The sequence below is a fragment of the Nucisporomicrobium flavum genome, from assembly GCF_016464385.1.
Taxonomy (GTDB): Bacteria; Actinomycetota; Actinomycetes; order Mycobacteriales; family Micromonosporaceae; genus Actinoplanes; species Actinoplanes flavus_A.
Map to the genome: position 1 here is coordinate 17214 of NZ_JADMLH010000015.1, position 25567 is coordinate 42780.

The following is a 25567-nucleotide window of genomic DNA, read 5'->3' on the forward strand; positions in this document are numbered from 1 at the left end:
GGCGTCGAGGCCCGCGCGAGGAGGGCGTGCGGCGTTGGCATGGCGCCGACCGTACCGTCGGGCGCGGCCCGGCTCACGGCATTTTCTCCGCGACCGTGTGCTGGGCGGCCTGGCGCAGGTCGACCTCGGCGATCAGCGCGCGGGCGGTGTCCTCGTCGATGTCCCCGGTGGCCAGGCTCTCGCCGAGCCGGGTGCGCTGCCGATCGAAGTCGGCGTCGGTCGTACCGGACGCCGCGGCCGCGACGATCTCCTCGCCCCGGCGGCGCATCGCCTCGGCCTCCTCGCGCTCGGCCCGGACGTCCAGGCCGAGCAGGGTGACCGCCCGGCGGATCGTCGTGCCCTGGATGAGCAGCGTGCCCAGGGTGACGACGAGTGCGATCACCTGGATGGCGTCGCGGCCGGGGAAGGGCTCGCCGCCCGCGGTGGTCTCCGGGATGGCCGCCGCGGCAGCGAGGGTGAGGATGCCCCGCATGCCGGTCCACCCCACGACGAGCGTCTCGCGGGCCGTCGGTGGCCCGAGCGGAAGCGTCCGGCGCCGGTTCCGGCCGCGTCGCCGGTCGCGTTCCTCCGCCGCCTCGCGCGCCGCGGCCAGGTGCTCGGCGATCTCCGGGTGGGCCTCGACCCGCTTGCGGTACATCAGCCAGCTCAGCTGCCAGCGCCCGAAGGTCACGTAGACGCCGACGATCCGCAGCACGATCGCGGCCACCAGCAGCACCCCGGCCGCCACGAACGTCCGGGTCAGGTCGACCTCGTCGTCGGCGCGCAGATCCTCCACCACGAAGCGCAGCTGCAGCCCGATGTAGGCGAACACGAACGTCTCGAGCAGGAAGTCCACGACCGGCCAGAACGCGTCCTCCTGCAGCCGCGTCCGGTACGCGCCCGGGTACTGGTGGCGCGGATCGAACGAGGTGTTGGCGCTGATGGCGAACGCGGCCGTCACCACCGCCAGGATCCCGGAGGCGTGCAGCTCCTCGGCCATGAGGAACGCCGTGAACGGCACCAGGAGCACCAGCGACGTCTCCAGCGTCGAGTTGCCCAGCCGCTTACGTACCCACAGTGTCGCCACGGCCAGCACGCCGCCCACCGCCACACCCACCGCGGCGTTGTACGCGAAGTCCCGGATGCCCGAGCCCCACGAGGCGTGCTCGCCACCCACCGCGGCGACGGCGATGCTGAACAGGGTGAGCGCGGTGGCGTCGTTGACCAGGCTCTCGCCGGTCAGGATCGCGGTGACCCGGCGTGGCAGCCCGATCTCCGCACCGTGCGACACGGTGGTGATCGTGTCCGGCGGGGCCAGCACCGAACCCAGCACGAACGCCGCGGCCAGCCCGATCCCCGGCAGCAACCAGGACGACAGCAGCCCCAGCGCGCCCGCGGTCAGCACCACCAGCAGCACACCGAGGTTGAGGATGGCCCGCAGGTTACGGCCGAACGCCGTGACCGGTGCGGCCCGCGACGCCGAGTAGAGCAGCGGCGGCACGACGATCGCCAGGATCAGCTCGCTCTCGAGCTCCAGCCGGGGCATGCCGGGCAGGAAGCTCGCCGCGGCGGCGAGGGTCACGACCACGAGGCCGGGCTGCACGCCGCGGCGGTGGGCGAGGGCGGAGACGGCGATGCCGGCCCCGATGATCAGGAGGATCTGGACGCCGTTCACCCGGTCAGGCTAGTGATCACGGCAACTGCCCGTCCCGTTTCCGGGTTGTGATCGCACCGCCGTACGCCGGTATGCTTCCCCCGGGCCGTGACTGGCGCGTTCGGATGGATCCACCATCGGGGAGCGGTCCCACCCATCGGGGTGACCTGCCGTGCGCCTGGGCCTCTTCACCTGTGATAGGGAGGTCCGATGTCTGAGCTGAACGCCGAGTCGACCGCGTTTCGTGCCGCCCTCGAGGCCGTACGCGCCGTCGAGCCCCGCATCGCCGACGCCATCGCCAAGGAACTGCACGACCAGCGCGAGTCCCTCAAGCTGATCGCGTCCGAGAACTACGCGTCCCCCGCCGTGCTGCTCGCCATGGGCAACTGGCTCTCCGACAAGTACGCGGAGGGCACCATCGGCCGCCGCTTCTACGCCGGCTGCCAGAACGTCGACACCGTCGAGCAGATCGCCGTCGAGCACGCCAAGGCCCTGTTCGGCGCGCCGTACGCGTACGTCCAGCCGCACTCCGGCATCGACGCCAACCTCGTCGCCTACTGGGCCGTGCTCGCCGACCGGGTCGAGGCGCCGGCGCTGGCCAAGGCGCAGAAGCGCAACGTCAACGACCTCACCGACGCCGAGTGGGCCGAGCTGCGGCAGGCCTTCGGCAACCAGCGCATGCTCGGCATGAGCCTGGACGCGGGCGGCCACCTCACGCACGGCTTCCGCCCCAACATCTCCGGCAAGATGTTCGATCAGCGCAGCTACGGTGTCGACGCGGCGACCGGCCAGATCGACTACGCGGCGCTGCGGGAGTCCGCGCGCGAGTTCAAGCCGCTGATCATCGTGGGTGGCTACTCGGCGTACCCGCGCAAGGTGAACTTCCGCATCATGCGGGAGATCGCCGACGAGGTCGGCGCGACGTTCATGGTCGACATGGCGCACTTCGCGGGCCTGGTCGCCGGCAAGGTCTTCACCGGCGACTTCAACCCGATCGAGCACGCGCACATCGTCACCACCACCACCCACAAGAGCCTGCGCGGCCCGCGCGGCGGCGCGGTGTTCTGCCAGCCGGAGCTCGCCGACCAGGTCGACCGCGGCTGCCCGATGGTGCTCGGCGGCCCGCTCGCGCACGTCATGGCCGCCAAGGCGATCGCGTTCGCCGAGGCCCGCCGCCCCGAGTTCGCCGACTACGCCCAGCGCATCGTCGACAACAGCCAGGCGCTCGCCGAGGGCCTGCTGCGCCGCGGCGCGACCCTGGTCAGCGGCGGCACCGACAACCACCTCGTCCTGGTCGACGTCGACAAGTACGGCCTCACCGGCCGCCAGGCCGAGCAGGCCCTGCTGGACAGCGGTATCGTCACGAACCGCAACGCGATCCCGCAGGACCCGAACGGCGCCTGGTACACCTCCGGCATCCGCATCGGCACCCCCGCCCTGACCACCCGCGGCCTCGGCACGGCGGAGATGGACCAGATCGCCGAGCTGATGCACACGGTCCTGTCGCAGACGAAGGCAGGCGCGTCGAAGGCGAAGTTCGACCTCGACCCCGCCGTCTCCGAGGGCATCAGCAAGCAGGCCAACGACCTGCTCGGCGCGTTCCCGCTCTACCCCAGCGTCGACCTGGGCGTCTAAGTCAAGATCAAGAGCTTCATGTCGTAGCTCGGTGGGTGGTGCTGACCGCAACTCCCGTCGAGGCCGGGCGGGGGCCCAGCATTCGCTGGCCCTCGCCCTTCATTCTGCGTGCGTGGCGAACCCCGTTTGTGGCCATGGCCGCCGGGTAAACCCCCGGGGATGAGCGATCAACCGGTCGACGAGCCCATCGGCGCGCTGGAGACGGTGCACACCTTCGACAGCGGGCCGATGCCGACGGGCGTGAGCGTCTCCGCCCAGGGACGGATCTTCGTCAACTTCCCGAAGTGGGGCGACGACGTCGTGTTCACCGTCGGCGAGATCCGGGACGGCACCGTGGTCGCGTACCCCGACCAGCGCTGGAACACCCCGGACGGCGACGACGACCCGAGGGCGTTCGTGTCGGTGCAGAGCATCGTCGTCGACCCGGCGGACCGCCTGTGGGTGCTCGACACCGGCTCGCCCATGTTCCGGGAGACCCAGGTCTGCGGCCCCAAGCTGGTCTGCATCGACCTCGCCACCGACACCGTCGAACGGACGATCTGCTTCGACCGGAGCGCTGCGCTGCCCACCACGTACCTGAACGACGTGCGCTTCGACCTGCGGCGCGACGTCGCGTACATCACCGACTCGTCCGACCAGGGGCCCAACGGCATCATCGTGGTCGACTTGGCCAGCGGCACGGCCTGGCGCCGGCTGCACGACCATCCGTCGACCAAGGCGGAGACCGCGCCGGGCTTCCTCCCCGTCGTCGAGGGCGCACCCTTCATGGAACGCCCCGAGGACGGCCCGCCGAAGCCGGTCACCATGGGCGCGGACGGCATCGCCATCGCGGCCGACGGCTCCCGGTTGTACTACTGCCCGCTGATGTCCCGCCGCTGGTACAGCGTGTCCACCGAGGCGCTCTGCGACCGTACGCTCAGCGACGACGAGGTGGCCGCGACGGTGACCGACGAGGGCGACAAGGGCGGCGTGGCGGACGGCCTGGAGACCGACGACCAGGGCCGGCTCTACCTCACCAACACCGAGCACAACGCGATCCTCCGCCGGCTCCCGGACGGCACGATCGAGACGGTCGTCCACGATCCTCGCCTGTTGTGGCCCGACACGATGTCGGTCGCGGTGGACGGGCATCTCTACGTGACCGCCAACCAGCTGCATCGGCAGGCTACCTACCAGGGTGGCAAGGATCTGCGCCGCTATCCGTACTCGCTGTTCCGGGTTCGCATCGATGCCGGGCCGGTCCGTCTTACCTGAAAGCTTCGTTCTTGGTTGCGGTGGGCTTCGGGGGGAGGGGGCGACCCACTCCGGGCGGTCAAGCTTGATCCCTGCGTGGGCCGCCCCCTCCCCCCGAAGCCGTTGTGGTTGCTCTGTGTGAGCCGGTTTCCCGCTCTCCAGCAGAGCGACTCCCGCCGCCGCGGTCCACACCCTGGCCGACGGACGTGGCGCAAACACTGGCGCGGCGTGACCAGCAGATTCGACAAGGTCGCCCTCAACTACCAAGCCACCCTCGACCTGGTCGAGACACTCGACTGGCTACGCGCGGTCCCCGGCGGACATGCTCCGCGGGACGGAACTTAGCCGTGTCCGCCGGACCCGAAGCTTCTCGGGTCGCGACCCTGAGCGGCGTGCCGTTCGGCGGCGTAGCGCTCCGCTTCGGAGGCCGCCTTGCGGGCTGCCGAGCTGTCGTCCCCGGACGTCGTGCGATGCCGGTCACGGATGCCTACGTACGTCAGCGAGGCAACGACCGAGACAACGATGATTCCGAGTAGCCCCCACAACCATGTCATGCCCGGATCCTAGGCGAGGTCATGGGTGAATTGGCTGGTCACATGGTCACGGGGTCCGGATCGCTATGCATGTCCGCGGGACAGACCTTAGCGCGGTGGGAGGTTGTGCAGCGTCACAGCCGTCAGCTTGCCCGCCTGGATCTCGGCTGTCATGTAGGTGTAGTGGGGTTGGCGACGGCGGTCTGTGGGGCTGCCCGGGTTGAGCAGGCGGAGGCCGGCCGGGGTGGTGGTGTCCCAGGGGATGTGGGAGTGGCCGAAGACCAGGACGTCCGTGTCCGGGAAGGCCTCGTCGCAGCGGCGTTCGCGGCCGTTGGCGTCGCCGGTTTCGTGGATGACCGCCAGTCGCAGGCCGTCGAGGGTGGCGCGGGCGATCTCGGGTAGGCGGGCGCGGAGGGCTGGGCCGTCGTTGTTGCCGTAGCAGGCGATCAGGCGCCGGGAGCGGGACTCGAACGCGTCCAGGATCGGTACCTCGACCCAGTCGCCGGCGTGGATGACGACGTCGGCTTCGTCGATCGCCGCCCAGAGCGGGGCGGGGAGGTCCCGGGCTCGTTTGGGGACGTGGGTGTCGGTCGTCAGGACCAGGCGCATGGAGCCACTGTAGGGTCTCGCGGGCCGGGAAGCGCTTCCCCGAGATCACCAATGATGTCCTTTATGTGGCATAGGACCGTCCTGGTGGTTCCAGCTCATTCGGACGCCTCGATGAACCGGGAAAAGCGTAATCGGCCGCGGCTCGATACCTCGCGTCGAAGTGGCCTTGACTGCGGTCCAAACGGGCATAGCGCCAGCTAGGGGTGGATGCCGGGGGGAGTGGGCGGCCGCCGGGAGGTGCGCGCGTACCGGTACTGGGGGTCGAGTCCTGACCGATCGGCGGAACCGGTTCCGGGACCGCGTCCGTAACCGGTACGCCGACCCTTTGACACATCGACGTAACGAACTTAGCGTCCACACCAACACGGGTGAGCGCTCTCCCACGATCGTCCGCCCGTACCGGAGCTTTCCCCGGCTCCTGCCTCATCCGGACGCGAACCCCGCGCGTCCGTACCTCCATAAGAGGAGAAGCGAAGCCATGACCGTCCCCCAAACCATCCCCCGGCCTCGCAGCCGGTGGCGTCTCGGCGCCACCGGCGGCCTGGTCGTCGCGGTCGTTGCGGCGTTCGGCGCGTTCACCACGCTGACCGCGCACGCCGCCGAGACGCTGCTCTCCCAGGGCAAGCCCGCGACCGCCTCGTCGTCGGAGAACCCGGGTCCGTACCCGGCGTCCGCCGCCGTCGACGGCAACACCGGCACCCGCTGGTCCTCCGCGTTCTCCGACCCCCAGTGGCTGCAGGTCGACCTCGGCGCCAGCTCGGCGATCAACCGGGTGGAGCTGAACTGGGAGGCGGCGTACGCCAAGACCTTCAAGATCCAGACCTCGAACGACGGCAGCAGCTGGGCCGACGCCAGCCCCGCCACCGCCGGCCAGGCCGGCGTGCAGAGCGTGACCGTCAACGCGACCGGCCGGTACGTGCGCATGTACGGCACCGAGCGCGCCACCGGCTACGGCTACTCGCTGTGGGAGTTCAAGGTCTTCGGCGGCACCTCGACCGACCCGACGACCCCGCCCACCGGCCCGACCGTCCCCGGTGGCGGCAGCCTCGGCGCGAACGTCATCGTCTTCGACCCGTCGATGTCGAGCGCCTCGATCCAGAGCCAGGCCGACGCGATCTTCAAGCAGCAGGAGTCGAACCAGTTCGGCCTGCAGCGCTACGTGCTCGCGTTCAAGCCGGGCACCTACAACGGCCTCAACATCCAGGTGGGCTTCTACACCTCGGTGCTCGGCCTCGGGCAGAACCCGCAGGACGTGCGGATCAACGGTGACATCACCGTGGACGCCGGCTGGTTCCAGGGCAACGCCACCCAGAACTTCTGGCGCTCGGTCGAGAACATCTCGGTGTACCCGGTCAGCGGCGCCAACCGCTGGGCCGTCTCGCAGGCCGCGCCGTTCCGCCGCATGGACATCCACGGCGACCTCAACCTCGCCCCCAACGGGTACGGCTGGGCCTCCGGCGGCTACATCGCCGACTCGCGGATCAGCGGCTCGGAGCAGCAGTACTCGCAGCAGCAGTGGTTCACCCGCAACAGCCAGATCGGCTCGAGCCTGAACGCGGTGTGGAACCAGGCCTTCGTCGGCGTGCAGGGCGCACCGGCGTCGAGCTTCCCGAACCCGCCGTACACGACGATCGGCACGGCCCCGGTTATCCGGGAGAAGCCGTACCTCTACCAGACCGGCGGCCAGTACGCGGTCTTCGTGCCGAACCTGCAGCAGAACGCGTCCGGCGTGACCTGGGCCAACGGCAACACGCCGGGCACCAGCATCCCGCTGAGCCAGTTCTACGTCGCGAAGCCCGGCGACTCCGCCGCGACGATCAACCAGGCGCTCGCGCAGGGCCTGAACCTGATCTTCCAGCCGGGCGTCTACCACGTGAACCAGACGATCAACGTGACCCGCGCCAACACGGTCGTGCTCGGCCTCGGCTACGCGACGATCATCCCGGACAACGGCGTCACGCCGATGCAGGTGGCCGATGTGGACGGCGTGAAGATCGCGGGCGTGCTCTTCGACGCCGGCACCACCAACTCGGCGAACCTGCTGGTCATCGGCCCGAACGGGTCCTCGGCCAACCACGCCGGCAACCCGACCACCGTGCAGGACGTGTTCTTCCGGATCGGCGGCTCGATCGCCGGTAAGGCCACCAACAGCCTGCTGGTGAACAGCAACAACACGATCATCGACCACATCTGGGCGTGGCGCGCCGACCACGGCAACGCCGGCACGTACGGCTGGACGGTCAACACCGGCGACAGCGGCCTGATCGTCAACGGTCAGAACGTCACGGCGTACGGACTCTTCGTCGAGCACTACCAGAAGTACGAGGTCATCTGGAACGGCAACGGCGGCCGCACGTACTTCCTGCAGAACGAGCAGCCGTACGACCCGCCGTCGAACGCGGCCTGGCGCTCGGGCGCCAACGGGTACGCGGCGTACAAGGTGGCGGACAGCGTCACGAGCCACGAGGCGTGGGCGATGGGCAGCTACTGCTACTTCAACGTCAACCCGCAGGTGCACTCGGACCGCGGCTTCGAGGTCCCGGTGAACGGCGGCGTGAAGCTGCACAACATCTTCACGGTCTCGCTGGGTGGCAACGGGGTCATCGACCACGTCGTCAACAACACCGGCGGCCCGGCGCAGGGCACGGCGACCGTACCGGTCAACGTCACGAACTTCCCGTGAGCCGGTAGCAGCGCTCTAAGCCGGTAGCAGTTCTCCCGAGCCGCGCGGGATCAGCATCGTCCGGATGCTGATCTCGCGCGGTTCTTCCGTGTGCCCGTCGATGCGCTCGAACAGCGCCCGAGCCGCGGCCCGGCCCATCGCGACCGGGTCCTGAGCCACCACGGTGACCGGCGGGTCCAGCAGGTCGGCCAGCGGGAAGTCGTCGAAGCCGATGAGCGCGACGCGGTGCTGCAGGGCGAGCCGGCGCAGTGCGCGCAGCGCTCCGATGGTGATCAGATTCTGCGCGGTGAACAGCGCCGTCGGCCGGGCCGGCAGCGTCAGCAGGGCCAGCGTGGCCGCCTCCGCGCCGCAGTCCGGGGCGACCGTCTCGCACGTGGGCAGCCCCGCCTCGCGCATGGCGTCGCGGTACCCCTGCCGGCGGCTGCGGGCGGTCGCGATCCGCGGGGCGTCGCCGAGGAAGGCGATCCGGCGGTGGCCGCGGGCCACGAGGTGGCGGACCGCCTCGGCCGTACCGCTGCGGTTGGTGGCCAGCACCGCGTCGCCGCGGTAGCCCGTCGGCGGCCGGTCGACGAACACCACGGGCGTACCGGGCTGCCAGTCGGTGGCCAGGTAGCCCTGATCAGGAGCGGTCGGGGCGAGGATGAGCCCGTCCGCGTGCCGCCGGGCGAACGCGACCGCGAGGTCCCGCTCGCGGACCGGGTCCTCGTCGAGGCTGCCGGTCAGCACGTGCACCCCGCGCCCGCGCGACTCGTCCTCGATCGCCCGGTTCACCGCGGCCGAGAACGGGTTGCTGACATCCTCGAGCAGCACGCCGATGGTCCGCGTACGCCGGTCGTTGCGCCGCAGCATGCTGGCACCGAGGTTCGGCCGGTAGCCGAGCGAGGCGACCGCCGCCCGGACCCGCGCAGCGAGGGCGGGGTCCACGGTGGCCTCGCCGTTCACCACCCGCGAGACGGTCTTGAGGCTGACGCCCGCGCTGCGGGCGACGTCGTTCATCGTGGGCCGCCCCATCCGTTCCCCCTTGATGATCACTGTACGCAATGAGCCGGAAACTAATTGTTGACAGTCGATGGTCCGAGTCGTCTACTGCAAGACAACGTTGTCTCTCGATTCCTGCTAAATCGATTTGGAGGAGACATGCGTGGATCAACGCTGATCTTGCGAAGGGTCGGCCCGGCGCTGACCACCGTGACCCTGCTGCTCGGCACGGCCGCGTGCGGCGGCGACGACGGTGGCGGTTCCGGCGGCGGCGACATCGTCGGGCTCATCACCAAGACCGACACGAACCCCTTCTTCGTCAAGATGAAGGAGGGCGCGCAGCAGGCCGCGACGCAGCAGGGGCTGAAGCTGCAGTCGTTCGCCGGCAAGCAGGACGGTGACAACGAGGCCCAGGTGCAGGCCATCGAGAACCTGATGTCCTCCGGCGCCAAGGGCTTCCTCATCACCCCGAGCGACTCGAAGGCGATCGTGCCGTCCATCGACAAGGCGAAGCAGCAGGGCATGCTGGTCATCGCGCTGGACACGCCGACCGACCCGCCGGACGCCGTCGACGCCACCTTCGCCACCGACAACTACCAGGCCGGCAAGCTCATCGGGCAGTGGGCGAAGGCCAAGTTCGCCAAGGACGGCAAGCAGGCGAAGATCGCCATGCTCGACCTCAACGCCAACCAGGTGTCCGTGGACGTCAAGCGGGACCAGGGGTTCCTCGACGGCTTCGGCATCCCGGTCGGTGACCCGAACCGCATCGGCGACGAGAACGACCCGCGCATCGCCGGCCACGACGTCACCGACGGCGCCGAGGACGGCGGGCGCACGGCGATGGAGAACCTGCTGCAGAAGGATCCGTCGATCAACCTCGTCTACACGATCAACGAGCCCGCGGCGGCCGGGGCGTACCAGGCGCTCAAGTCGGCCGGCAAGGACAAGACCGTCACCATCGTCTCCATCGACGGCGGCTGCCCCGGCGTCGACAACGTCGCCAAGGGCGTCATCGGCGCGACCTCGATGCAGTTCCCGCTGAAGATGGCCTCGCTGGGCATCGAGGCGATCGCCAAGTTCGCGAAGGACGGGACCAAGCCGGAGGCCACCAGCGGCAAAGACTTCGTCGACACGGGTGCCCAGCTGATCACCGACCAACCGCAAGCCGGCGTGGAGGCCAAGGACTCCGCGTGGGGCAAGCAGAACTGCTGGGGCTGACCATGGCGACCGCAACCGAGACCGCCACCGACTTCGACACCGCCCGGCACGACTCGTTCGGGCTGCGCGTCCAGCACGTCCTGCACGGCAATCCGGTCTTCGGCCCGCTCGCCGTGCTGGTCGTCGCGATCATCGCCTTCTCGCTCGTCAACACCCGCTTCTTCTCGGCGGCGAACCTGTCGCTGGTGCTGGCCCAGGTCACGGTCATCGCGACCCTGGCGCTCGGTCAGACGCTGGTCATCCTCACCGCCGGCATCGACCTCGCGGCGGGCGCCATCGCGGTCTTCTCCTCGGTCCTGATGGCGAACTTCTGCACCAAGCTCGGCATGCCCGGGGTCCTGGCGCTGCTGCTCGGCTTCGCCTGCGGCACAGCCATGGGCGCGCTGAACGGCTTCCTCGTCACCCGGATCAAGCTCCCGCCGTTCATCGTCACGCTCGGCACGCTGACGATCTTCTTCTCGCTCAACGCGGTCGTGTCGAAGAGTGAGACCGTACGCGGCTCCGACATGCCGTCGCTGATGACGTGGACCGGTACGACGATCCCCATCGGCGGGTTCCGGCTCACGTACGGCTCGATCATCATGCTGGCGATGTTCGCGTACTTCTTCTACGCGCTGCGCTCCACGGCCTGGGGCAAGCACGTATACGCGACCGGCGACGACATCGAGGCCGCGCGGCTCGCGGGCATCCGGACCAACCGGGTGCTGTTCTCCGTCTACACGATCGCCGGCCTGCTGTACGCCGTCGGCGGCTGGATCCTCATCGGCCGGCTCGCCTCGGCCAGCCCGAACGTCGGCACCGACTACAACCTCGACTCGATCACCGCCGTGGTGCTGGGCGGCACGAGCCTCTTCGGCGGGCGCGGCGGCGTCCTGGGCACGCTGATCGGCGCGCTGATCGTCGGCGTCTTCCGCAACGGCCTGCAGCTCGGCGGCGTCGAGGTGGTCTGGCAGGGCTTCGCGATCGGCCTCCTGGTCCTGATCGCCGTCTCCCTCGACCAGTGGATCCGGAAGGTGAAATCATGAACGGGGCGACTCCGGTTCTGCAGGCCAAGAGCCTCACGAAACGGTACGGCCGGGTCGTCGCGATCGACGGCAGCGACCTCGAGCTGTACCCCGGCGAGATCCTCGCGGTCATCGGCGACAACGGCGCCGGCAAGTCCAGCCTGATCAAGGCGCTGTCCGGGGCGCTGATCCCGGACAGCGGCGAGATGTACCTCGACGGGCAGCGGGTGCAGTTCCGCAACCCGATGGAGGCGCGCGAGGCCGGCATCGAGACCGTCTACCAGACGCTCGCCGTCGCGCCCGGGCTCGACATCGCCGACAACCTGTTCCTGGGCCGGGAGCAGCGGCGGCCCGGCGTCCTCGGGTCGGTGTTCCGGATGCTGGACCGCGGGCACATGCGCTCGGAGGCCCGCCGGCACATGTCGGAGCTGGGCATCGGCACGCTGCAGAACATCGGCCAGGCGGTGGAGTCGCTCTCCGGCGGCCAGCGGCAGGCGGTGGCGGTGGCCCGGTCGGCGGCCTTCGGCAGCAAGGTGGTGATCCTCGACGAGCCGACGGCCGCGCTGGGCGTCAAGGAGGGCAACCGCGTGCTTCAGTTGATCCGCGACGTCCGCGACCGCGGCCTGCCGGTGATCCTGATCAGCCACAACATGCCGCACGTCTTCGAGGTCGCGGACCGCATCCACATCCAGCGCCTCGGCCGCCGCGCGACGGTCATCACCCCGAAGTCGCACTCCATGTCGGAGGCGGTCGCCATCATGACCGGCGCGGCGGCGCCCCCGCAGACGGTGGCCTGACATCGGGTCGCGGGGGGGGGGGGGGCCCCCCCCCCCCCCCCCGCCCCCCCCCCGACCCGCTCGGCCACGATCTTCTCCTGGTAGCCGCTGCGCTTGTACGCCGCCACCGGGTCCGGGTCGAGGCCCATGTCCGTGCGGACCTCGGCGAGCAGCGGCCGCACGTCGGTGTTGTACGCGTCCATCAGCACGCCGTTCGCCTCCAGCACGTCACCGTCGTGCTGCGCCTTGGCCAGCGCTTCCCGGTCCACGAGGAGAGCCTTCGCGGTGGCCTCTTGAATGTTCATGACCGATCGGATGATGGCAGGTATCTTTGTCTCGATGTTGTGACATTGGTCCAGCATGAAGTTGATACCGTACGCCGGATCGAGCGCGTCGCCGCGGACGATCTCGTACATGATGCGGAACAGCTGGAACGGGTCAGCGGCGCCGGCCATCAGGTCGTCGTCGGCGTAGAAGCGGCTGTTGAAGTCGAACGCGCCAAGCTTCCCCTGCCGCAGCAGGAACGCCACGATGAACTCGATGTTCGTGCCCGGTGCGTGGTGGCCCGTGTCGATGCAGACCGTCGCCTTCTCGCCGAGCTCGACGCAGTGGGCGTACGAGGTGCCCCAGTCGGGGATGTCGGTGGCGTAGAAGGCCGGCTCGAACAGCTTGTACTCGAGCAGGATGCGCTGGTGGTCGCCGAGCCGGTCGTACGCCTCGCGCAGCGCCGCGGCCAGCCGGTCCTGCCGGTTGCGCAGGTCGTCCTGGCCGGGGTAGTTGATGCCGTCCGAGAACCACAGTTTCAGGTCGCGCGAACCGGTGGCGTCCATGACGCCGACGGCCTCGAGCAGGTGGTCGGTGGCCTTGCGCCGTACGCCCGGATCGGGGTTGGTGACCGACCCCAGCTTGTAGTCGTCGTCCTGGAAGACGTTGGTGTTGATGGCCCCGATGCCGACGCCCAGCGACGCCGCGTGGTCCGCGAGGGCCTGGTAGTCGTCGACCTTGTCCCACGGGATGTGCAGGGCGACCGTCGGCGCGACGCCGGTGAAGCGGTGCACGACGGCGGCGTCCGCGATCTTCTCCTCGGGGCTGCGCGGGACGCCGGGCTGGGCGAACACCTTGAACCGGGTGCCGGAGTTGCCGAAGGCCCACGACGGGGTCTCGATCCGCTGAGCGGCGAGCGCACGCTTGACGGCGGACGGGTCAGTCATGACGACTCCAACATCAGAAGTTGAACTGGTCGATGTTCTGCGCGGTGAACTCGGTGGGCGGGCCGAGCACGATCTCGCCGTCCGCGCCGATCGTGTACTCGCCGAGCTTGCCGGCGGTGAACTTCTCGCCCTGCTTGCCGGTGATCTGCCCGGAGGCGAGCGCGGCGCCGGCGTACGCGGCCAGGTAGCCGATGTCCGCCGGGTTCCACAGCGCGAACTTCTTCACCGTGCCGTCCTTGACGTACTCGCGCATCTGGTTGGGCAGGCCCAGCCCGGTGATCGCCACCTTGCCCTTGTAGTTCGAGGAGCTGACGTACCGCGAGGCCGCGGCGATGCCCACGGTGGTGGGAGAGACGATGACCTTGAGCTTCGGGTACGACTGCAGCAGGCCCTGCGCCTCCTGGAACGACTTCTGGTCGTCGTCGTTGCCGTACGCGGTCTTGACCAGCTTGAGCTTGCTGTACTCCGGCTTGGCCAGCTCCTTCTTCATCACCTCGATCCAGGCGTTCTGGTTGGTGGCGTTCGGGGTGGCCGAGAGGATCGCGATCTCGCCCTCGCCGCCGGCCAGCTCGTTCGCCATCTTCACCAGGCTCTCGCCGATGCCCTGGGTCGTGGCCTGGTTGATGAACGCGTCCCGGCAGTCCTTGGAGGCGTCGGAGTCGAACGAGACGACCTTGATCTTCGCCTGCCGGGCCTGGTTGAGCGACGGGCAGACCGCGTTCGGGTCGTTGGCCGCCACCACGATCACGTCCTGCTGCTGCTGGATCAGCGTGTTGATGTAGCTGACCTGCGAGGAGGCGCTGGCGTCGTTCGGGCCGACCAGCTTGTACTCGCCCTTGAGCTCGCCGACCGCCACCTTCCCGCCGCTGGTTTCCACGTCGGAGTACGGGTTGTTCAGCTGCTTCGGCAGGAAGGCGATCTTCAGGCCCTCCTTGGTCTTGGCGTTCGGGTCGGCCGAGGCGCCGGTCTGGGCGGCCGCGCCGCCGTCGGAGGACGCGCTGTCCTTGGTGGTGCCGCCGCAAGCGGCGAGGCCCAGGACAAGCAGTGAGGCGCTGGCTGCGGTGAGTAGCCGGTGATGGGTACGAAGCATGACGGACTCCTATACGAGCGGGGGATCTCAGGAAGCGGCGGCCTGGCGGAGTCTCCGCCGGTGCCAGGTGGCGCGGATCGAGGAGGCGACGTTGGGAAGGAGGACGGAGAGCACCAGCAGCGCGCCGGTGACGATGTTGAGCGCCTGGCCGGAGACGTCCTGCAGCCGCAGGGCGTTCTGCAGCGCGGCGAGCAGCACGACGCCGGCGAGAACCCCGGGCAGGGTGCCCCGGCCGCCGAAGATCGAGACGCCGCCGAGCAGCACGGCGGCCACCACGGCCAGCTCGAGCCCGGAGCCGTTGTCGGCGCGAGCGCTGGAGTACCGCAGCGTCCACAGGACACCGACGAGGCCGGCGATCGCTCCGCTGGCGACGTACAGCCAGAATTTCGTGCGGGCCACCCGGATGCCGGAGAAATGCGCGGCCTGGGCGTTCGCGCCGATCGCGTACAGCGAACGGCCGAACGGTGTCGCGTGCAGGACCACCCCGAAGATCAGCGCGAGCGCGACGATGAGGATGAGCACGTTCGGTACGGCGCCCCCGCCGATCGTCCCGGTGACCCAGCCGGTGTAGTTCCACGGGAAGTCGGCGACCGCCCCGTCGCCCAGCACCACGAACGCGAGGCCGCGGTAGAGCGCGAGCGTGCCGATCGTGACCGCCAGCGAGGGTAGCCCGAGCCCGGTGACGAGGAAGCCGTTGAACGCCCCGAGCATCGCGCCGACCAGCACGCAGAGCGGGATGATGGTCTCGATCGAGAGCCCGTTGTTCCAGAACCAGCCCATCAGCGAGCTGGTCAGGCCCAGCGTGCTCGCCACCGAGAGGTCGATCTCGCCGGTCACGATGATGAACGTCATCGGCAGTGCGACCAGCACGATCGGCATCAGGTCCAGGACCAGGAAGGTGAAGTTCCGGCTGGTGCCGAAGTTGGGTACGCCCACCGACGCCACGACGAGCACGAGCACAGTCAGCGCGATGATGATGCTGTCCCAGCTCGCGAGGCGTCGTCGCACCTCAGACATGGCTGTCCCTCTTCCTGAGCGAGCGGGCGATGCGGACGGCGACCAGGCGGTCGGCGCAGATGGCGAAGAGGATCAGCGCGCCCACGATGGCCTGCTGCCAGAACTGGTTGATGTCCAGCACGGCCAGGGCGCTGCCGATCACCGTGAGCAGCAGCGCGCCGAGCCCCGCGCCCCAGACCGTGCCGCTGCCGCCGAAGACCGCGACCCCGCCGACCACGACCGCGGCGACGACGGTGAGCTCGTACCCGTTGCCGGCCGAGGCGTCGACCGTGCCGAAGCGGGCGGCGAAGAGGACGCCGGCCAGCCCGGCCAGGGCGCCGCTGAGCAGGAACGCGCCGAGCAGGTTGCGGGCGACGCGGATGCCGGCGAGCTCGGCGGCCTGCGGGCTCGAGCCCATCGCGTACAGCTCGCGGCCCACCCGGTAGTTGCGCATGAGCACGGAGACGCCGCCGACCACGACCACCGCGATCAGCACCAGCCACGGCACGCCGAGCACCGAGGCGTTGGCGAACCGCAGGAAGTGCCGCGGCAGCTCGTCGGCGTTCACCTGCTGACCGCCGGCCCACGAGTACGTGATCCCGCGGAACATGTAGAGCGTGCCGAGCGTGACGACGAGCGCGGGGACCCGGCCGTACCGCACCAGCACGCCGTTGATCAGGCCGGCCACCGCGCCGACCGCGAGGCCCACCAGCAGCGCCGCGATCATCGGCAGGTCCGGGTTCGTGCTCATCATCGTCGCGACGGTGAAGGCGCTCAGCCCGAGCACCGAGCCGACGGAGAGGTCGATGTTGCGGGTGATGACGACGACCGCCTGGCCGGCCGCCATCACCGCGAGGATCGCCGTGTTGAGCAGGATGTCGCGGATGCTCTGCCCGGACAGGAAGCGGGGGTGGTTCACGGCCGTGAAGATCACGAGGATCGCGAGCGCGAGGATGATCCCCAGCTCCCGGGTCTTCATCAGCCCGCCCGCCGACAGCGCCGGCCGCTTCGACTTGGTGACCAGTGCGGCGGTCATGACGGCTGACCCATGGCCGCGTACATGACGGACTCCTCGGTGGCTTCGGCGCGGGTGAGCTGGGCGGCGACGTGCCCCTCCCGCAGGACGACGATGCGGTCCGCCATGCCGAGCACCTCGGGCAGCTCGGACGAGACCATGACGACGGCGAGCCCGCGCGCCGCCAGCGTGGACAGGAGGCGGTGCACCTCGGCCTTGGTGCCGACGTCGATGCCGCGGGTCGGCTCGTCGACGATGAGCAGCCGGGGCCCGGTGGCCAGCCACTTCGCCAGGACGACCTTCTGCTGGTTGCCGCCGGAGAGCGTGCCCACCGGGTCGGAGAGCCGGCCAAGCCTGGTCTGCAGCTGCTGGGTCCAGCTCGCCGCCTCGCGCCGTTCCACGCCGCCGAACAGCAGGCCGAGCTTCGCCAGCGCCCGCGAGCGGGGCAGCGTCACGTTGCGTTCGATCGAGAGCTCCATGACCAGGCCCTGCTGGCGGCGGTCCTCCGGCACCAGGCCCATGCCCGCGGCCATCGCGGCGCGCGGCGAGCCCGGCTTGAGCTTCCTGCCGAGGAAGCGCACCGAACCGGAGTCGTACCGGTCGACGCCGAAGACGGCCTGCATCACCTCGGAGCGTCCGGCGCCGACCAGCCCGGCCAGCGCGACGATCTCCCCGGCCCTGACGGTGAAGCTGACGTCGCGGAACACGCCCTCGCGGCTCAGCCCCTCGACCTCGAGCACGGTCTCGCCGATCGTGGCTTCCTGCTTGGGGTAGAGCGCGCTGAGGTCGCGGCCGACCATGCGGCGGATCATGTCGTCGACGGTCAGGTCGGCCACCGGCTCGGTGCAGACGTGCCGGCCGTCACGCATGATCGTGACGCGCTGGCAGAGGGCGGTGATCTCCTCGAACCGGTGCGAGATGAACATGATGGCCGCGCCCTCGTCGCGCAGCGCGCGGGTGACCGCGAAGAGCCGGTCCACCTCGACGCCGCTGAGCGCCGCGGTCGGCTCGTCCATCACGAGGACGCGAGCCTCGCTGGACAGCGCCTTGGCGATCTCGACGAGCTGCTGGTCGGCGATGGAGAGTCCGCGGGCCGGGCGGGCCGGGTCGATGCGGACGCCCAGCCGGGTGAACAACCGCTCGGCGTTGGCGTTCATGGCCCGCCGGTCGATCTGGCGCAGGCGGGTCAGCGGCTGGTTGCCCATCGCGATGTTCTCGGCGACGGACAGGTCGGGGAAGAGCGTGGGTTCCTGGTAGATGACCGCGATCCCGGCGGCCTTCGCGTCGGCGGGCCCGGCGAAGTCAACCTCCGCGCCGTCGACCGCCAGCGTGCCGGTGTCGGGCCGGTGCACCCCGGCCAGCATCTTGACGATTGTGGACTTGCCGGCGCCGTTCTCGCCGACCAGCGCGTGTGCCTCGCCGGCGTGCAGCGCGAAGCTGACCCCCTGGACGGCCGCCACGGCGCCGAACGACTTGGTCACGTCGCGCACCTCCAGCAATGCGTCCATGGCCACCTCCGTACGCGACTTTGAAATGTTTCAGACGCCGTGGGACGAACGTAGGTGGCGCCGATCACACGTGTCAAGCATTCGGCAGAAACGTGGACGGGCGGATGCCGTACGATGTCGCTTCAACGTTTCAAGGGGGCGCAGTGGTGGGGAACGGCAGAACCCCGTCCGTCAAGGACGTCGCCGCCGCCGCGGGCGTCTCGCTGGGCACGGTGTCGAACGTGATGAACCGGCCCGAGGTGGTCAGCCCCGCGACCCGCGAGCGTGTCGAGCGCGCGATGGCCGAGCTCGGCTTCGTGCGCAACGAGTCGGCGCGGCAGCTTCGCGCGGGAACCAGCCGCACCCTGGCGTACGTGATGCTCGACGGCGGCAACCCGTTCTTCCACGACGTCGCGCAGGGCATCGAGCTCGCCGCCGAGGATGCCGACCTGTCGCTGTTCATCTGCACCAGCAACGGGCGTGCCGACCGCGAGGCCGTGCACCTCGACCGGCTCATGCAGCAGCGGGTCCAGGGCGTGCTGATCACGCCGGTCAATCCGGACGCCCCGCACCTGGCCGAGATCTCCCGGCGGGGCATCCCCGTGGTGATCGTCGACCGGGTCGGCGCGGGCGGCGCCTTCTGCTCGGTCGCGGTCGACGACGTGCTCGGCGGCCGCATCGCCGTCGAACACCTCGCCGAGCAGGGTCACACCCGGGTCGCGGTGGTCGGCGGGCCGGAGTCGCTCGGCCAGGTCCGCGAGCGGCTCGAGGGCGCGCGGCAGGTCTGGGCGGAGCTCGGGCTGCCTGCCGAGGATCTCATCTACCTCCCGACGGAGGCCCTCAGCGTGGCCGAGGGCCGCTCGGCGGGGGAGCGGCTCGCCGGCATCCCGGCCCGGCGCCGGCCGACCGCGGCATTCTGCGCGAACGACCTGCTGGCGCTCGGGCTGCTGCAGCAGAGCATCGGCGCCGGCCTGCGGGTGCCGGAGGATCTCGCGATCGTCGGCTTCGACGACATCGAGTTCGCGGCGGCGGCCGCCGTGCCGCTGAGCTCGGTCCGCCAGCCGCGCCAGGAGCTCGGCCGGGCGGCCGCGCAGCTCGTGCTGGAGGAGGCGGCCGGCGGGCGGCACGAGCATCAGCAGCTCTCGTTCGTCCCCGAGCTGGTGGCGCGGGCCTCGACGGTGCTGCGCCCGAAGGTTTTCTGACAACGTTTCAGATCCAGCCGATTCGCGGTTGGTCTATTGACCGGCTTCAGGTGGCCCCCGTAGCCTCCTCGATAGTTATGAAACGTTTCATCACAGAGGAGTGCTGATGACCAGCTCGGTGGTCGCCGATCTGCTCGGCCGCAGCAACCGGCTCGGCGCCGACCCGCGCACCACCAACTACGCGGGCGGCAACACCTCGGCGAAGGGCTCGCAGACCGATCCCGTCACCGGCGCGCCCGTCGACCTGCTGTGGGTCAAGGGGTCCGGCGGCGACCTCGGCACGCTGACCGAGGCCGGCCTGGCGGTGCTGCGCCTCGACCGGCTGCGCGCGCTCACCGGGGTGTACCCGGGCGTCGAACGCGAGGACGAGATGGTGGCCGCGTTCGACTACTGCCTGCACGGCCGGGGCGGTGCCGCGCCCTCCATCGACACCGCGATGCACGGCCTCGTCGAGGCACCGCACGTCGACCACCTCCACCCCGACGCCGGCATCGCGCTCGCCACCGCCGCCGACGGGCCGGCGCTCACCAAGGAGATCTTCGGCGACCGGGTGCTCTGGGTGCCGTGGCGCCGTCCCGGCTTCCAGCTGGGCCTCGACATCGCCGCCGCGCAGCGGGCCAACCCGCAGGCCATCGGCGTCATCCTCGGCGGGCACGGCATCACCGCCTGGGGCGCGACCAGCGCGGAGTGCGAGGCGCGGTCGCTGGAGATCATCGGTACGGCGGCGGCGTACCTGGCCGAGCACGGCAGGGCCGAGCCGTTCGGCGCGCCGGTGCACGAGCCGCTGCCCGAGGAGGCCCGGCGGGAACGGGCCGCCGCGCTGTTCCCGCTGCTCCGCGGCCTGGCGTCGACCGACAGGGCGCAGGTCGGGCACTACACCGACGCCGAGCTCGTGCTCGACTTCGTGGGACGCGAACGGATGCCCGCGCTCGCCGCGCTCGGGACGTCGTGCCCCGACCACTTCCTGCGGACGAAGGTGAAGCCGCTGGTGCTGGACACCGCCCCGGACGCGCCGCTGGAGCAGGTGGAAGCACGGTTGCGGGAGCTGCACGCGGCGTACCGCGAGGACTATCGCGCCTACTACGAGCGGCACGCCACCTCGGACAGCCCGGCCATGCGCGGCGCGGACCCGGCCATCGTGCTCGTACCGGGCGTCGGCATGTTCAGCTTCGGCGCGACCAAACAGACCGCCCGCGTCGCCGGCGAGTTCTACGTCAACGCGATCAACGTGATGCGCGGGGCCGAGGCGGTGTCCACGTACGCGCCGATCGACGAGGCGGAGAAGTTCCGCATCGAGTACTGGGCCCTGGAGGAGGCGAAGCTCCGGCGCATGCCGAAGCCCAAGCCGCTCGCCACCCGGGTCGCCTTCGTGACCGGCGGCGGCTCCGGCATCGGGCGGGCCGTCGCGCTGCGGCTCGCCGCCGAGGGCGCCTGCGTGGTGATCGCCGACCGCAACCTCGGCTCGGCCACCGAGGTCGCCGGCGAGATCGGCGGCCTCGACGCCGCCGTGGCGGTCGAGGCCGACGTGACCTCCGGCGACGCGGTGGAGCGGGCGATGCGCGCGGCCGTCCTCGCCTTCGGCGGCGTCGACCTGGTCGTCAACAATGCCGGGCTGTCGATCTCCAAACCGCTCCTGGAGACCACCGAGCAGGACTGGGACCTGCAACACGACGTGATGGCCAAGGGCTCGTTCCTCGTCTCGCGCGCCGCGGCCGCCGTGCTGACAGCGCAGGGCATGGGCGGCGACATCGTCTACATCTCCAGCAAGAACTCGCTCTTCGCCGGGCCGAACAACGTCGCGTACGGCGCCGCCAAGGCCGACCAGGCGCACCAGGTCCGCCTGCTCGCCGCCGAACTGGGTGGGCACGGCATCCGGGTCAACGGCGTCAACCCCGACGGCGTCGTCCGCGGCTCGGGCATCTTCGCCGGCGGCTGGGGCGCCCAGCGCGCGGCGGTGTACGGCGTACCCGAGGAGGAGCTGGGTGAGTTCTACGCCCAGCGCACCCTGCTCAAGCGCGAGGTCCTGCCGGAGCACGTGGCGAACGCCGTGTTCGTGCTGACCGGCGGGGAGCTGTCGCACACCACGGGCCTGCACATCCCGGTGGATGCGGGCGTCGCGGCTGCGTTCCTGCGGTGACGACGTTCGCGGCGGTCGACCTGGGCGCGTCCAGCGGGCGCGTGATGGCCGGCCGCGTCCGCCCCGGCGTGTGCGAGCTGACGCCCGTGCACCGCTTCCCCAACGAGCCGGTCCGGGCCGCCGGCACCCTGCACTGGGACATCCTCGCGCTCTACCGCGGCGTCCTGGAAGGACTGCGCCGGGCCGGACCGGTCGACGGCATCGGCATCGACTCGTGGGCGGTGGACTACGGCCTGCTCGACGCGAGCGGCGCGCTGCTCGGCAACCCGGTGCACTACCGCGACTCCCGCACCGACGGCATCGCCGCATTGGTCCCCGAAGATGAGCTCTATGCCGTCACCGGTCTGCAGAAGCTGCCGTTCAACACGATCTACCAGCTCCTGGCGGCCGCAGGGACGCCCCAGCTCGAGATCGCACGGCAGCTGCTCATGATTCCCGACCTGATCGCCTACTGGCTGACCGGCGAGCGCGGCGCCGAGGTCACCAACGCCTCGACCACGCAGCTGCTCGACATCCGGACCGGAGCGTGGGCAACCGAGCTGATGACCTCGCTGGGCATCCGGCCGGGGCTGTTCGCGCCGCTGCGGCAACCCGGCACGGTCATCGGCCCGGTGCTGCCCGAGGTGGGCGCCGGCACGCCGGAGGTCATCGCCGTCGGCTCGCACGACACCGCGTCGGCGGTGGCCGGGGTGCCGGCGGAGTCGGAGCACTTCGCGTACATCTCCTGCGGGACGTGGTCGCTGGTCGGGGTGGAACTGGACGCGCCCGTGCTCACCGAGGCGTCGCGGCTGGCCAACTTCACCAACGAGGCCGGCGTCGACGGGACCGTGCGGTACCTGCGTAACGTGATGGGCCTCTGGCCGCTCCAGGAGTGCCTGCGGGAATGGGGCGAGCCCGATCTGCCCGGACTGCTGCGCGCGGCGGAGGCCGTACCCGCATTCCGGGCCGTGGTCGACCTGGACGACCCGGTCTTCCTGCCGCCCGGCGGCATGGAACGACGGATCTGCGAGCGCATCGGGCGCGAGCCGGGACGGCCGGAGATCGTCCGGTGCATCGTGGACAGCCTCGCGCTGGCCCACCGGCGGGCGGTACGCCAGGCGCAGGAGCTCTCCGGCCGGCGCGTCGACGCGGTGCACGTCGTCGGCGGAGGCGCCCGCAACGACCTGCTCTGCCGCCTCACCGCCGACGCCTGCGGGCTTCCGGTGCTGGCCGGTCCCGTCGAGGCCACCGCGCTGGGCAACCTCCTCGTGCAGGCGCGCGCGGCGGGAACGATCAGCGGCGACCTCTCGGCAATGCGGGCCCTGCTGCGGGAGACTCAGCACATCGTGCGCTACGAGCCCCGCGGTGACGACGCGGCGTGGCGGGCGGCCGAGCGGCGGCTGGGAGGCTGATGTGCGGATCGCGCTGTTCGTGACGTGCCTGGCGGACACCATGTTCCCGGCGGCGGCCAAGGCGACGGTCACGCTGCTGGAGCGGCTGGGCCACGAGGTGGTCTTCCCGCCGGGCCAGACCTGCTGCGGGCAGATGCACATCAACACCGGCTATCAGAAGGACGCGTTTCCCCTGGTACGCCGCCACGTGCGCACCTTCGCGCCGTACGACGTGATCGTCGCGCCCTCGGGCTCGTGCGTCGGATCGGTTCGCCACCAGCACGCGATGGTCGCCAGGAACGCGGGTGACCTGTCGCTGGCCGCCCGCGCCGAAGACGTCGCCGGCCGCACGTACGAGCTGTCCGAGCTGCTCGTCGACGTGCTCGGGGTCGAGGACGTGGGGGCGTCCTACCCGCACCGGGTCACGTACCACCCGACCTGCCACTCGCTGCGGATGATCCGGGTCGGTGACAAGCCGCTGCGGCTGCTGCGCCACGTCCGCGGCCTGGAGCTCGTCGAGCTGCCCGCGGCCGAGCAGTGCTGCGGGTTCGGCGGCACGTTCGCGCTCAAGAACGCGGACACCTCGGCGGCGATGCTGGGCGACAAGATGCGCCACGTGCTCGAAACCGGGGCGCAGATGTGCACCGCCGGTGACGCCTCCTGCCTGATGCACATCGGCGGCGGGCTCTCCCGGCTCGGCTCGGACGTGCGTACGGTCCACCTCGCGGAGATTCTCGCAGCGTCGGAGGCGTCATGAGCACTTTCCTGGGGATGCCCACGACCGCGCCCCGCGGCGTGGGTCACCTGCGCGGCGACGAGTCTTTCCCTGACGCGGCCCGCAAGGCGCTCGGCAACGAGCAGTTGCGCCGGAACCTCGCCCACGCCACCACCACGATCCGCGGCAAGTCCGGCGCGGTCATCGCGGAGCTGCCCGACTGGCAGGAGCTGCGGTCGGCGGGGTCCGCGCTCAAGGCCGCGACCATGGCACGCCTGCCCGAGCTGCTGGAACGGCTGGAGGAGAACGTCACCGCGGCCGGCGGCGTGGTGCACTGGGCGGCCGACGCCACCGAGGCCAACCGGATCGTCACCGGCCTGGTCGAAGCCACCGGGCACCGCCGGGTCATCAAAGTCAAGTCGATGGCCACCCAGGAGATCGGCCTCAACGAGGCGCTCGAGGCGGCCGGGATCGCCCCCGTCGAGACGGACCTGGCCGAGCTCATCGTGCAGCTCGGCCATGACAAGCCCAGCCACATCCTGGTGCCGGCCATCCACCGCAACCGTACGGAGATCCGCGACATCTTCCTGCGCGAGATGCCCGGCGTCGACCCGGCGCTCACCGACGACCCGGCCACCCTCGCGGCGGCGGCGCGGCGCTACCTCCGGGAGACGTTCCTGAGCACCAAGGTGGCGGTCTCGGGCGCAAACTTCGCGGTCGCCGAGACGGGGACGCTCGCCGTGCTGGAGTCCGAGGGCAACGGGCGGATGTGCCTCACGCTGCCCGACACCCTGATCACCGTGATGGGCATCGAGAAGGTGGTGCCCACGTGGCGCGACCTCGAGGTGTTCCTCCAGCTGCTGCCGCGGGCGTCGACCGGGGAGCGGATGAACCCGTACACGTCGATGTGGACGGGGGTGACGCCGGGCGACGGCCCGCAGGAGTTCCATCTGGTGCTGCTCGACAACGGGCGCACCGCGGTGCTCGCCGACGAGGTGGGACGTCAGGCGCTGCACTGCATCCGCTGCTCCGCGTGCCTCAACGTCTGCCCGGTCTACGAGCGGACCGGCGGGCACGCGTACGGGTCGGTCTACCCCGGACCGATCGGCGCGGTGCTCTCCCCGCAGCTCACCGGGGTGGCCGACAACGCGTCGCTGCCGTACGCGTCCTCGCTCTGCGGCGCCTGCTTCGACGCCTGCCCCGTGAAGATCGATATTCCCTCGATCCTCGTGCACCTGCGCAACGAGGCGCCGCACCCGCGCACCGAGCGGATCGCGATGGCCGCGGCGGCGTACACGATGGACCACCCGGCCCTGTACGCCCGCGCCCAGCACGCAGCCAAGCTCAGCCGCCACGCCAGACGCCTGCCGCGACCCCTGAACGGCTGGACGGCGAGCCGGGACCTCCCGCAGCCGCCTCCGGAGACCTTCCGCGACTGGTGGGCCGGGCGATGAGCAGCAAGGACCTGATCCTGGGCCGGATCCGCGCGGCGCTGGGTGACACCGCGGCGCCGGACGTGCCGCGGACCTACCGCCGAGCCGGCACGCAGTGCGCAGACGTCGAGCGGCTCGTCGACCGGCTCGTGGACTACAAAGCCGTGGTGCACCGCGGCTCGGACGTCGCCGGGATCGTCGCCTCGCTCGAGCCCGGCCGGCTCGTCGTGCCGCCGGGCCTGGACCCGGCGTGGCTGCCGCCGGGAATGGCGACGGTCGAGGACGAGCACGACGCCGACGCGGTGCTCACCGCTGCCACCGTCGCGATCGCCGAGACCGGCACGATCGTCCTCGACGGCTCGCCCGACCAGGGGCGGCGGGTCATCTCGCTCCTGCCGGACCTGCACATCTGCGTCGTCCGCCCGGACCAGGTCGTCGCGGCCGTGCCGGACGCGATCGCGCGGCTGGACCCGCGCCGCCCGCTGACCTGGATCAGCGGGCCCTCCGCGACCAGCGACATCGAGCTCAACCGGGTCGAGGGGGTGCACGGCCCGCGGCGCCTGCACGTGATCCTCACCGAACGCTGATCAGCGCAGCGTGCCACGATCG

Annotated in this window: 19 protein-coding genes, 1 pseudogene and 1 riboswitch; of the genes and pseudogenes, 12 read left to right on the forward strand and 8 right to left on the reverse strand. The window is 70.6% G+C overall.

What is annotated here, in order from left to right:
* Positions 1-73: 73 nt before the first annotated feature.
* Positions 74-1654, reverse strand: a complete 1581-nt coding sequence (locus tag IT780_RS29510; RefSeq protein WP_199515077.1) for a cation:proton antiporter — start codon at positions 1652-1654, stop codon at positions 74-76.
* A gap of 77 nt (positions 1655-1731) precedes the next feature.
* Positions 1732-1824: riboswitch (ZMP/ZTP riboswitch) on the forward strand.
* A gap of 19 nt (positions 1825-1843) precedes the next feature.
* Here IT780_RS29510 and IT780_RS29515 point away from each other — a divergent pair.
* Entirely contained in the window at positions 1844-3268 is a 1425-nt protein-coding gene (locus tag IT780_RS29515) for a glycine hydroxymethyltransferase (protein WP_199515078.1), read from the forward strand.
* A gap of 159 nt (positions 3269-3427) precedes the next feature.
* Positions 3428-4522 carry an L-dopachrome tautomerase-related protein gene (locus IT780_RS29520; protein WP_199515079.1) on the forward strand — a complete coding sequence of 365 codons (1095 nt, stop codon included), beginning with the start codon at positions 3428-3430 and terminating at the stop codon, positions 4520-4522.
* Positions 4523-5142: 620 nt separating this feature from the next.
* On the opposite strand, the gene IT780_RS29525 is transcribed toward IT780_RS29520, so the two are convergent.
* Positions 5143-5643, reverse strand: coding sequence for a metallophosphoesterase family protein (locus tag IT780_RS29525; RefSeq protein ID WP_199515080.1), 501 nt, complete (start codon positions 5641-5643; stop codon positions 5143-5145).
* Positions 5644-6121: 478 nt separating this feature from the next.
* Between IT780_RS29525 and IT780_RS29530 the strand changes: the two genes are divergently transcribed.
* Complete coding sequence (locus tag IT780_RS29530) at positions 6122-8326, forward strand: discoidin domain-containing protein (RefSeq protein WP_199515081.1); 2205 nt, start codon at positions 6122-6124, stop codon at positions 8324-8326.
* 15 nt (positions 8327-8341) lie between these two features.
* Here IT780_RS29530 and IT780_RS29535 read toward each other — a convergent pair whose 3' ends face one another.
* Entirely contained in the window at positions 8342-9358 is a 1017-nt protein-coding gene (locus IT780_RS29535; RefSeq protein WP_307831463.1) for a LacI family DNA-binding transcriptional regulator, read from the reverse strand.
* Positions 9359-9463: 105 nt separating this feature from the next.
* On the opposite strand from IT780_RS29535, the gene IT780_RS29540 reads away from it, so the two are divergent.
* From IT780_RS29540 to IT780_RS29550, 3 genes are read left to right on the forward strand one after another with little or no spacing between them, the layout of a single operon-like run.
* Positions 9464-10522, forward strand: coding sequence for a sugar ABC transporter substrate-binding protein (locus IT780_RS29540; protein WP_199515082.1), 1059 nt, complete (start codon positions 9464-9466; stop codon positions 10520-10522).
* The gene (locus IT780_RS29545) at positions 10495-11547 is read left to right on the forward strand and encodes an ABC transporter permease (RefSeq protein WP_307831450.1); all 1053 of its coding nucleotides are present in this window, start codon (positions 10495-10497) and stop codon (positions 11545-11547) included. Before IT780_RS29540 ends, IT780_RS29545 begins: the two co-directional genes overlap by 28 nt.
* A complete protein-coding gene (locus IT780_RS29550; RefSeq protein ID WP_199515083.1) occupies positions 11544-12323 on the forward strand; it encodes an ATP-binding cassette domain-containing protein in 780 nt (259 codons plus the stop codon). The genes IT780_RS29545 and IT780_RS29550 overlap by 4 nt, the downstream gene beginning before the upstream one ends.
* A 68-nt stretch (positions 12324-12391) precedes the next feature.
* On the opposite strand, the pseudogene rhaI reads toward IT780_RS29550, so the two are convergent.
* From rhaI to IT780_RS29575, 5 genes and pseudogenes are all read right to left on the reverse strand, one after another.
* Positions 12392-13513: pseudogene (gene rhaI / locus IT780_RS29555) on the reverse strand (L-rhamnose isomerase); the annotation flags it as partial.
* A gap of 13 nt (positions 13514-13526) precedes the next feature.
* Positions 13527-14603 carry a rhamnose ABC transporter substrate-binding protein gene (rhaS, locus tag IT780_RS29560; RefSeq protein ID WP_199515084.1) on the reverse strand — a complete coding sequence of 359 codons (1077 nt, stop codon included), beginning with the start codon at positions 14601-14603 and terminating at the stop codon, positions 13527-13529.
* Between the two features lie 27 nt (positions 14604-14630).
* A complete protein-coding gene (locus tag IT780_RS29565; RefSeq protein ID WP_199515085.1) occupies positions 14631-15620 on the reverse strand; it encodes an ABC transporter permease in 990 nt (329 codons plus the stop codon).
* Entirely contained in the window at positions 15613-16635 is a 1023-nt protein-coding gene (locus IT780_RS29570; RefSeq protein ID WP_233413729.1) for an ABC transporter permease, read from the reverse strand. The genes IT780_RS29565 and IT780_RS29570 overlap by 8 nt, the downstream gene beginning before the upstream one ends.
* The gene (locus IT780_RS29575; protein WP_199515086.1) at positions 16632-18122 is read right to left on the reverse strand and encodes a sugar ABC transporter ATP-binding protein; all 1491 of its coding nucleotides are present in this window, start codon (positions 18120-18122) and stop codon (positions 16632-16634) included. The genes IT780_RS29570 and IT780_RS29575 overlap by 4 nt, the downstream gene beginning before the upstream one ends.
* A gap of 146 nt (positions 18123-18268) precedes the next feature.
* On the opposite strand from IT780_RS29575, the gene IT780_RS29580 reads away from it, so the two are divergent.
* From IT780_RS29580 to IT780_RS29605, 6 genes are all read left to right on the forward strand, one after another.
* On the forward strand, positions 18269-19303 hold the full coding sequence (locus IT780_RS29580; RefSeq protein WP_307831451.1) for a LacI family DNA-binding transcriptional regulator: 1035 nt from the start codon (positions 18269-18271) through the stop codon (positions 19301-19303).
* 106 nt (positions 19304-19409) lie between these two features.
* Complete coding sequence (locus tag IT780_RS29585) at positions 19410-21440, forward strand: bifunctional aldolase/short-chain dehydrogenase (RefSeq protein WP_199515088.1); 2031 nt, start codon at positions 19410-19412, stop codon at positions 21438-21440.
* Positions 21437-22831 carry a rhamnulokinase gene (locus IT780_RS29590; protein WP_307831452.1) on the forward strand — a complete coding sequence of 465 codons (1395 nt, stop codon included), beginning with the start codon at positions 21437-21439 and terminating at the stop codon, positions 22829-22831. The genes IT780_RS29585 and IT780_RS29590 overlap by 4 nt, the downstream gene beginning before the upstream one ends.
* 1 nt (position 22832) lies before the next feature.
* Complete coding sequence (locus IT780_RS29595) at positions 22833-23567, forward strand: (Fe-S)-binding protein (RefSeq protein ID WP_199515245.1); 735 nt, start codon at positions 22833-22835, stop codon at positions 23565-23567.
* A complete protein-coding gene (locus IT780_RS29600; protein ID WP_199515089.1) occupies positions 23564-24979 on the forward strand; it encodes a LutB/LldF family L-lactate oxidation iron-sulfur protein in 1416 nt (471 codons plus the stop codon). The genes IT780_RS29595 and IT780_RS29600 overlap by 4 nt, the downstream gene beginning before the upstream one ends.
* A complete protein-coding gene (locus IT780_RS29605; protein ID WP_199515090.1) occupies positions 24976-25545 on the forward strand; it encodes a LutC/YkgG family protein in 570 nt (189 codons plus the stop codon). Before IT780_RS29600 ends, IT780_RS29605 begins: the two co-directional genes overlap by 4 nt.
* The last annotated feature ends 22 nt before the right edge of the window (positions 25546-25567 follow it).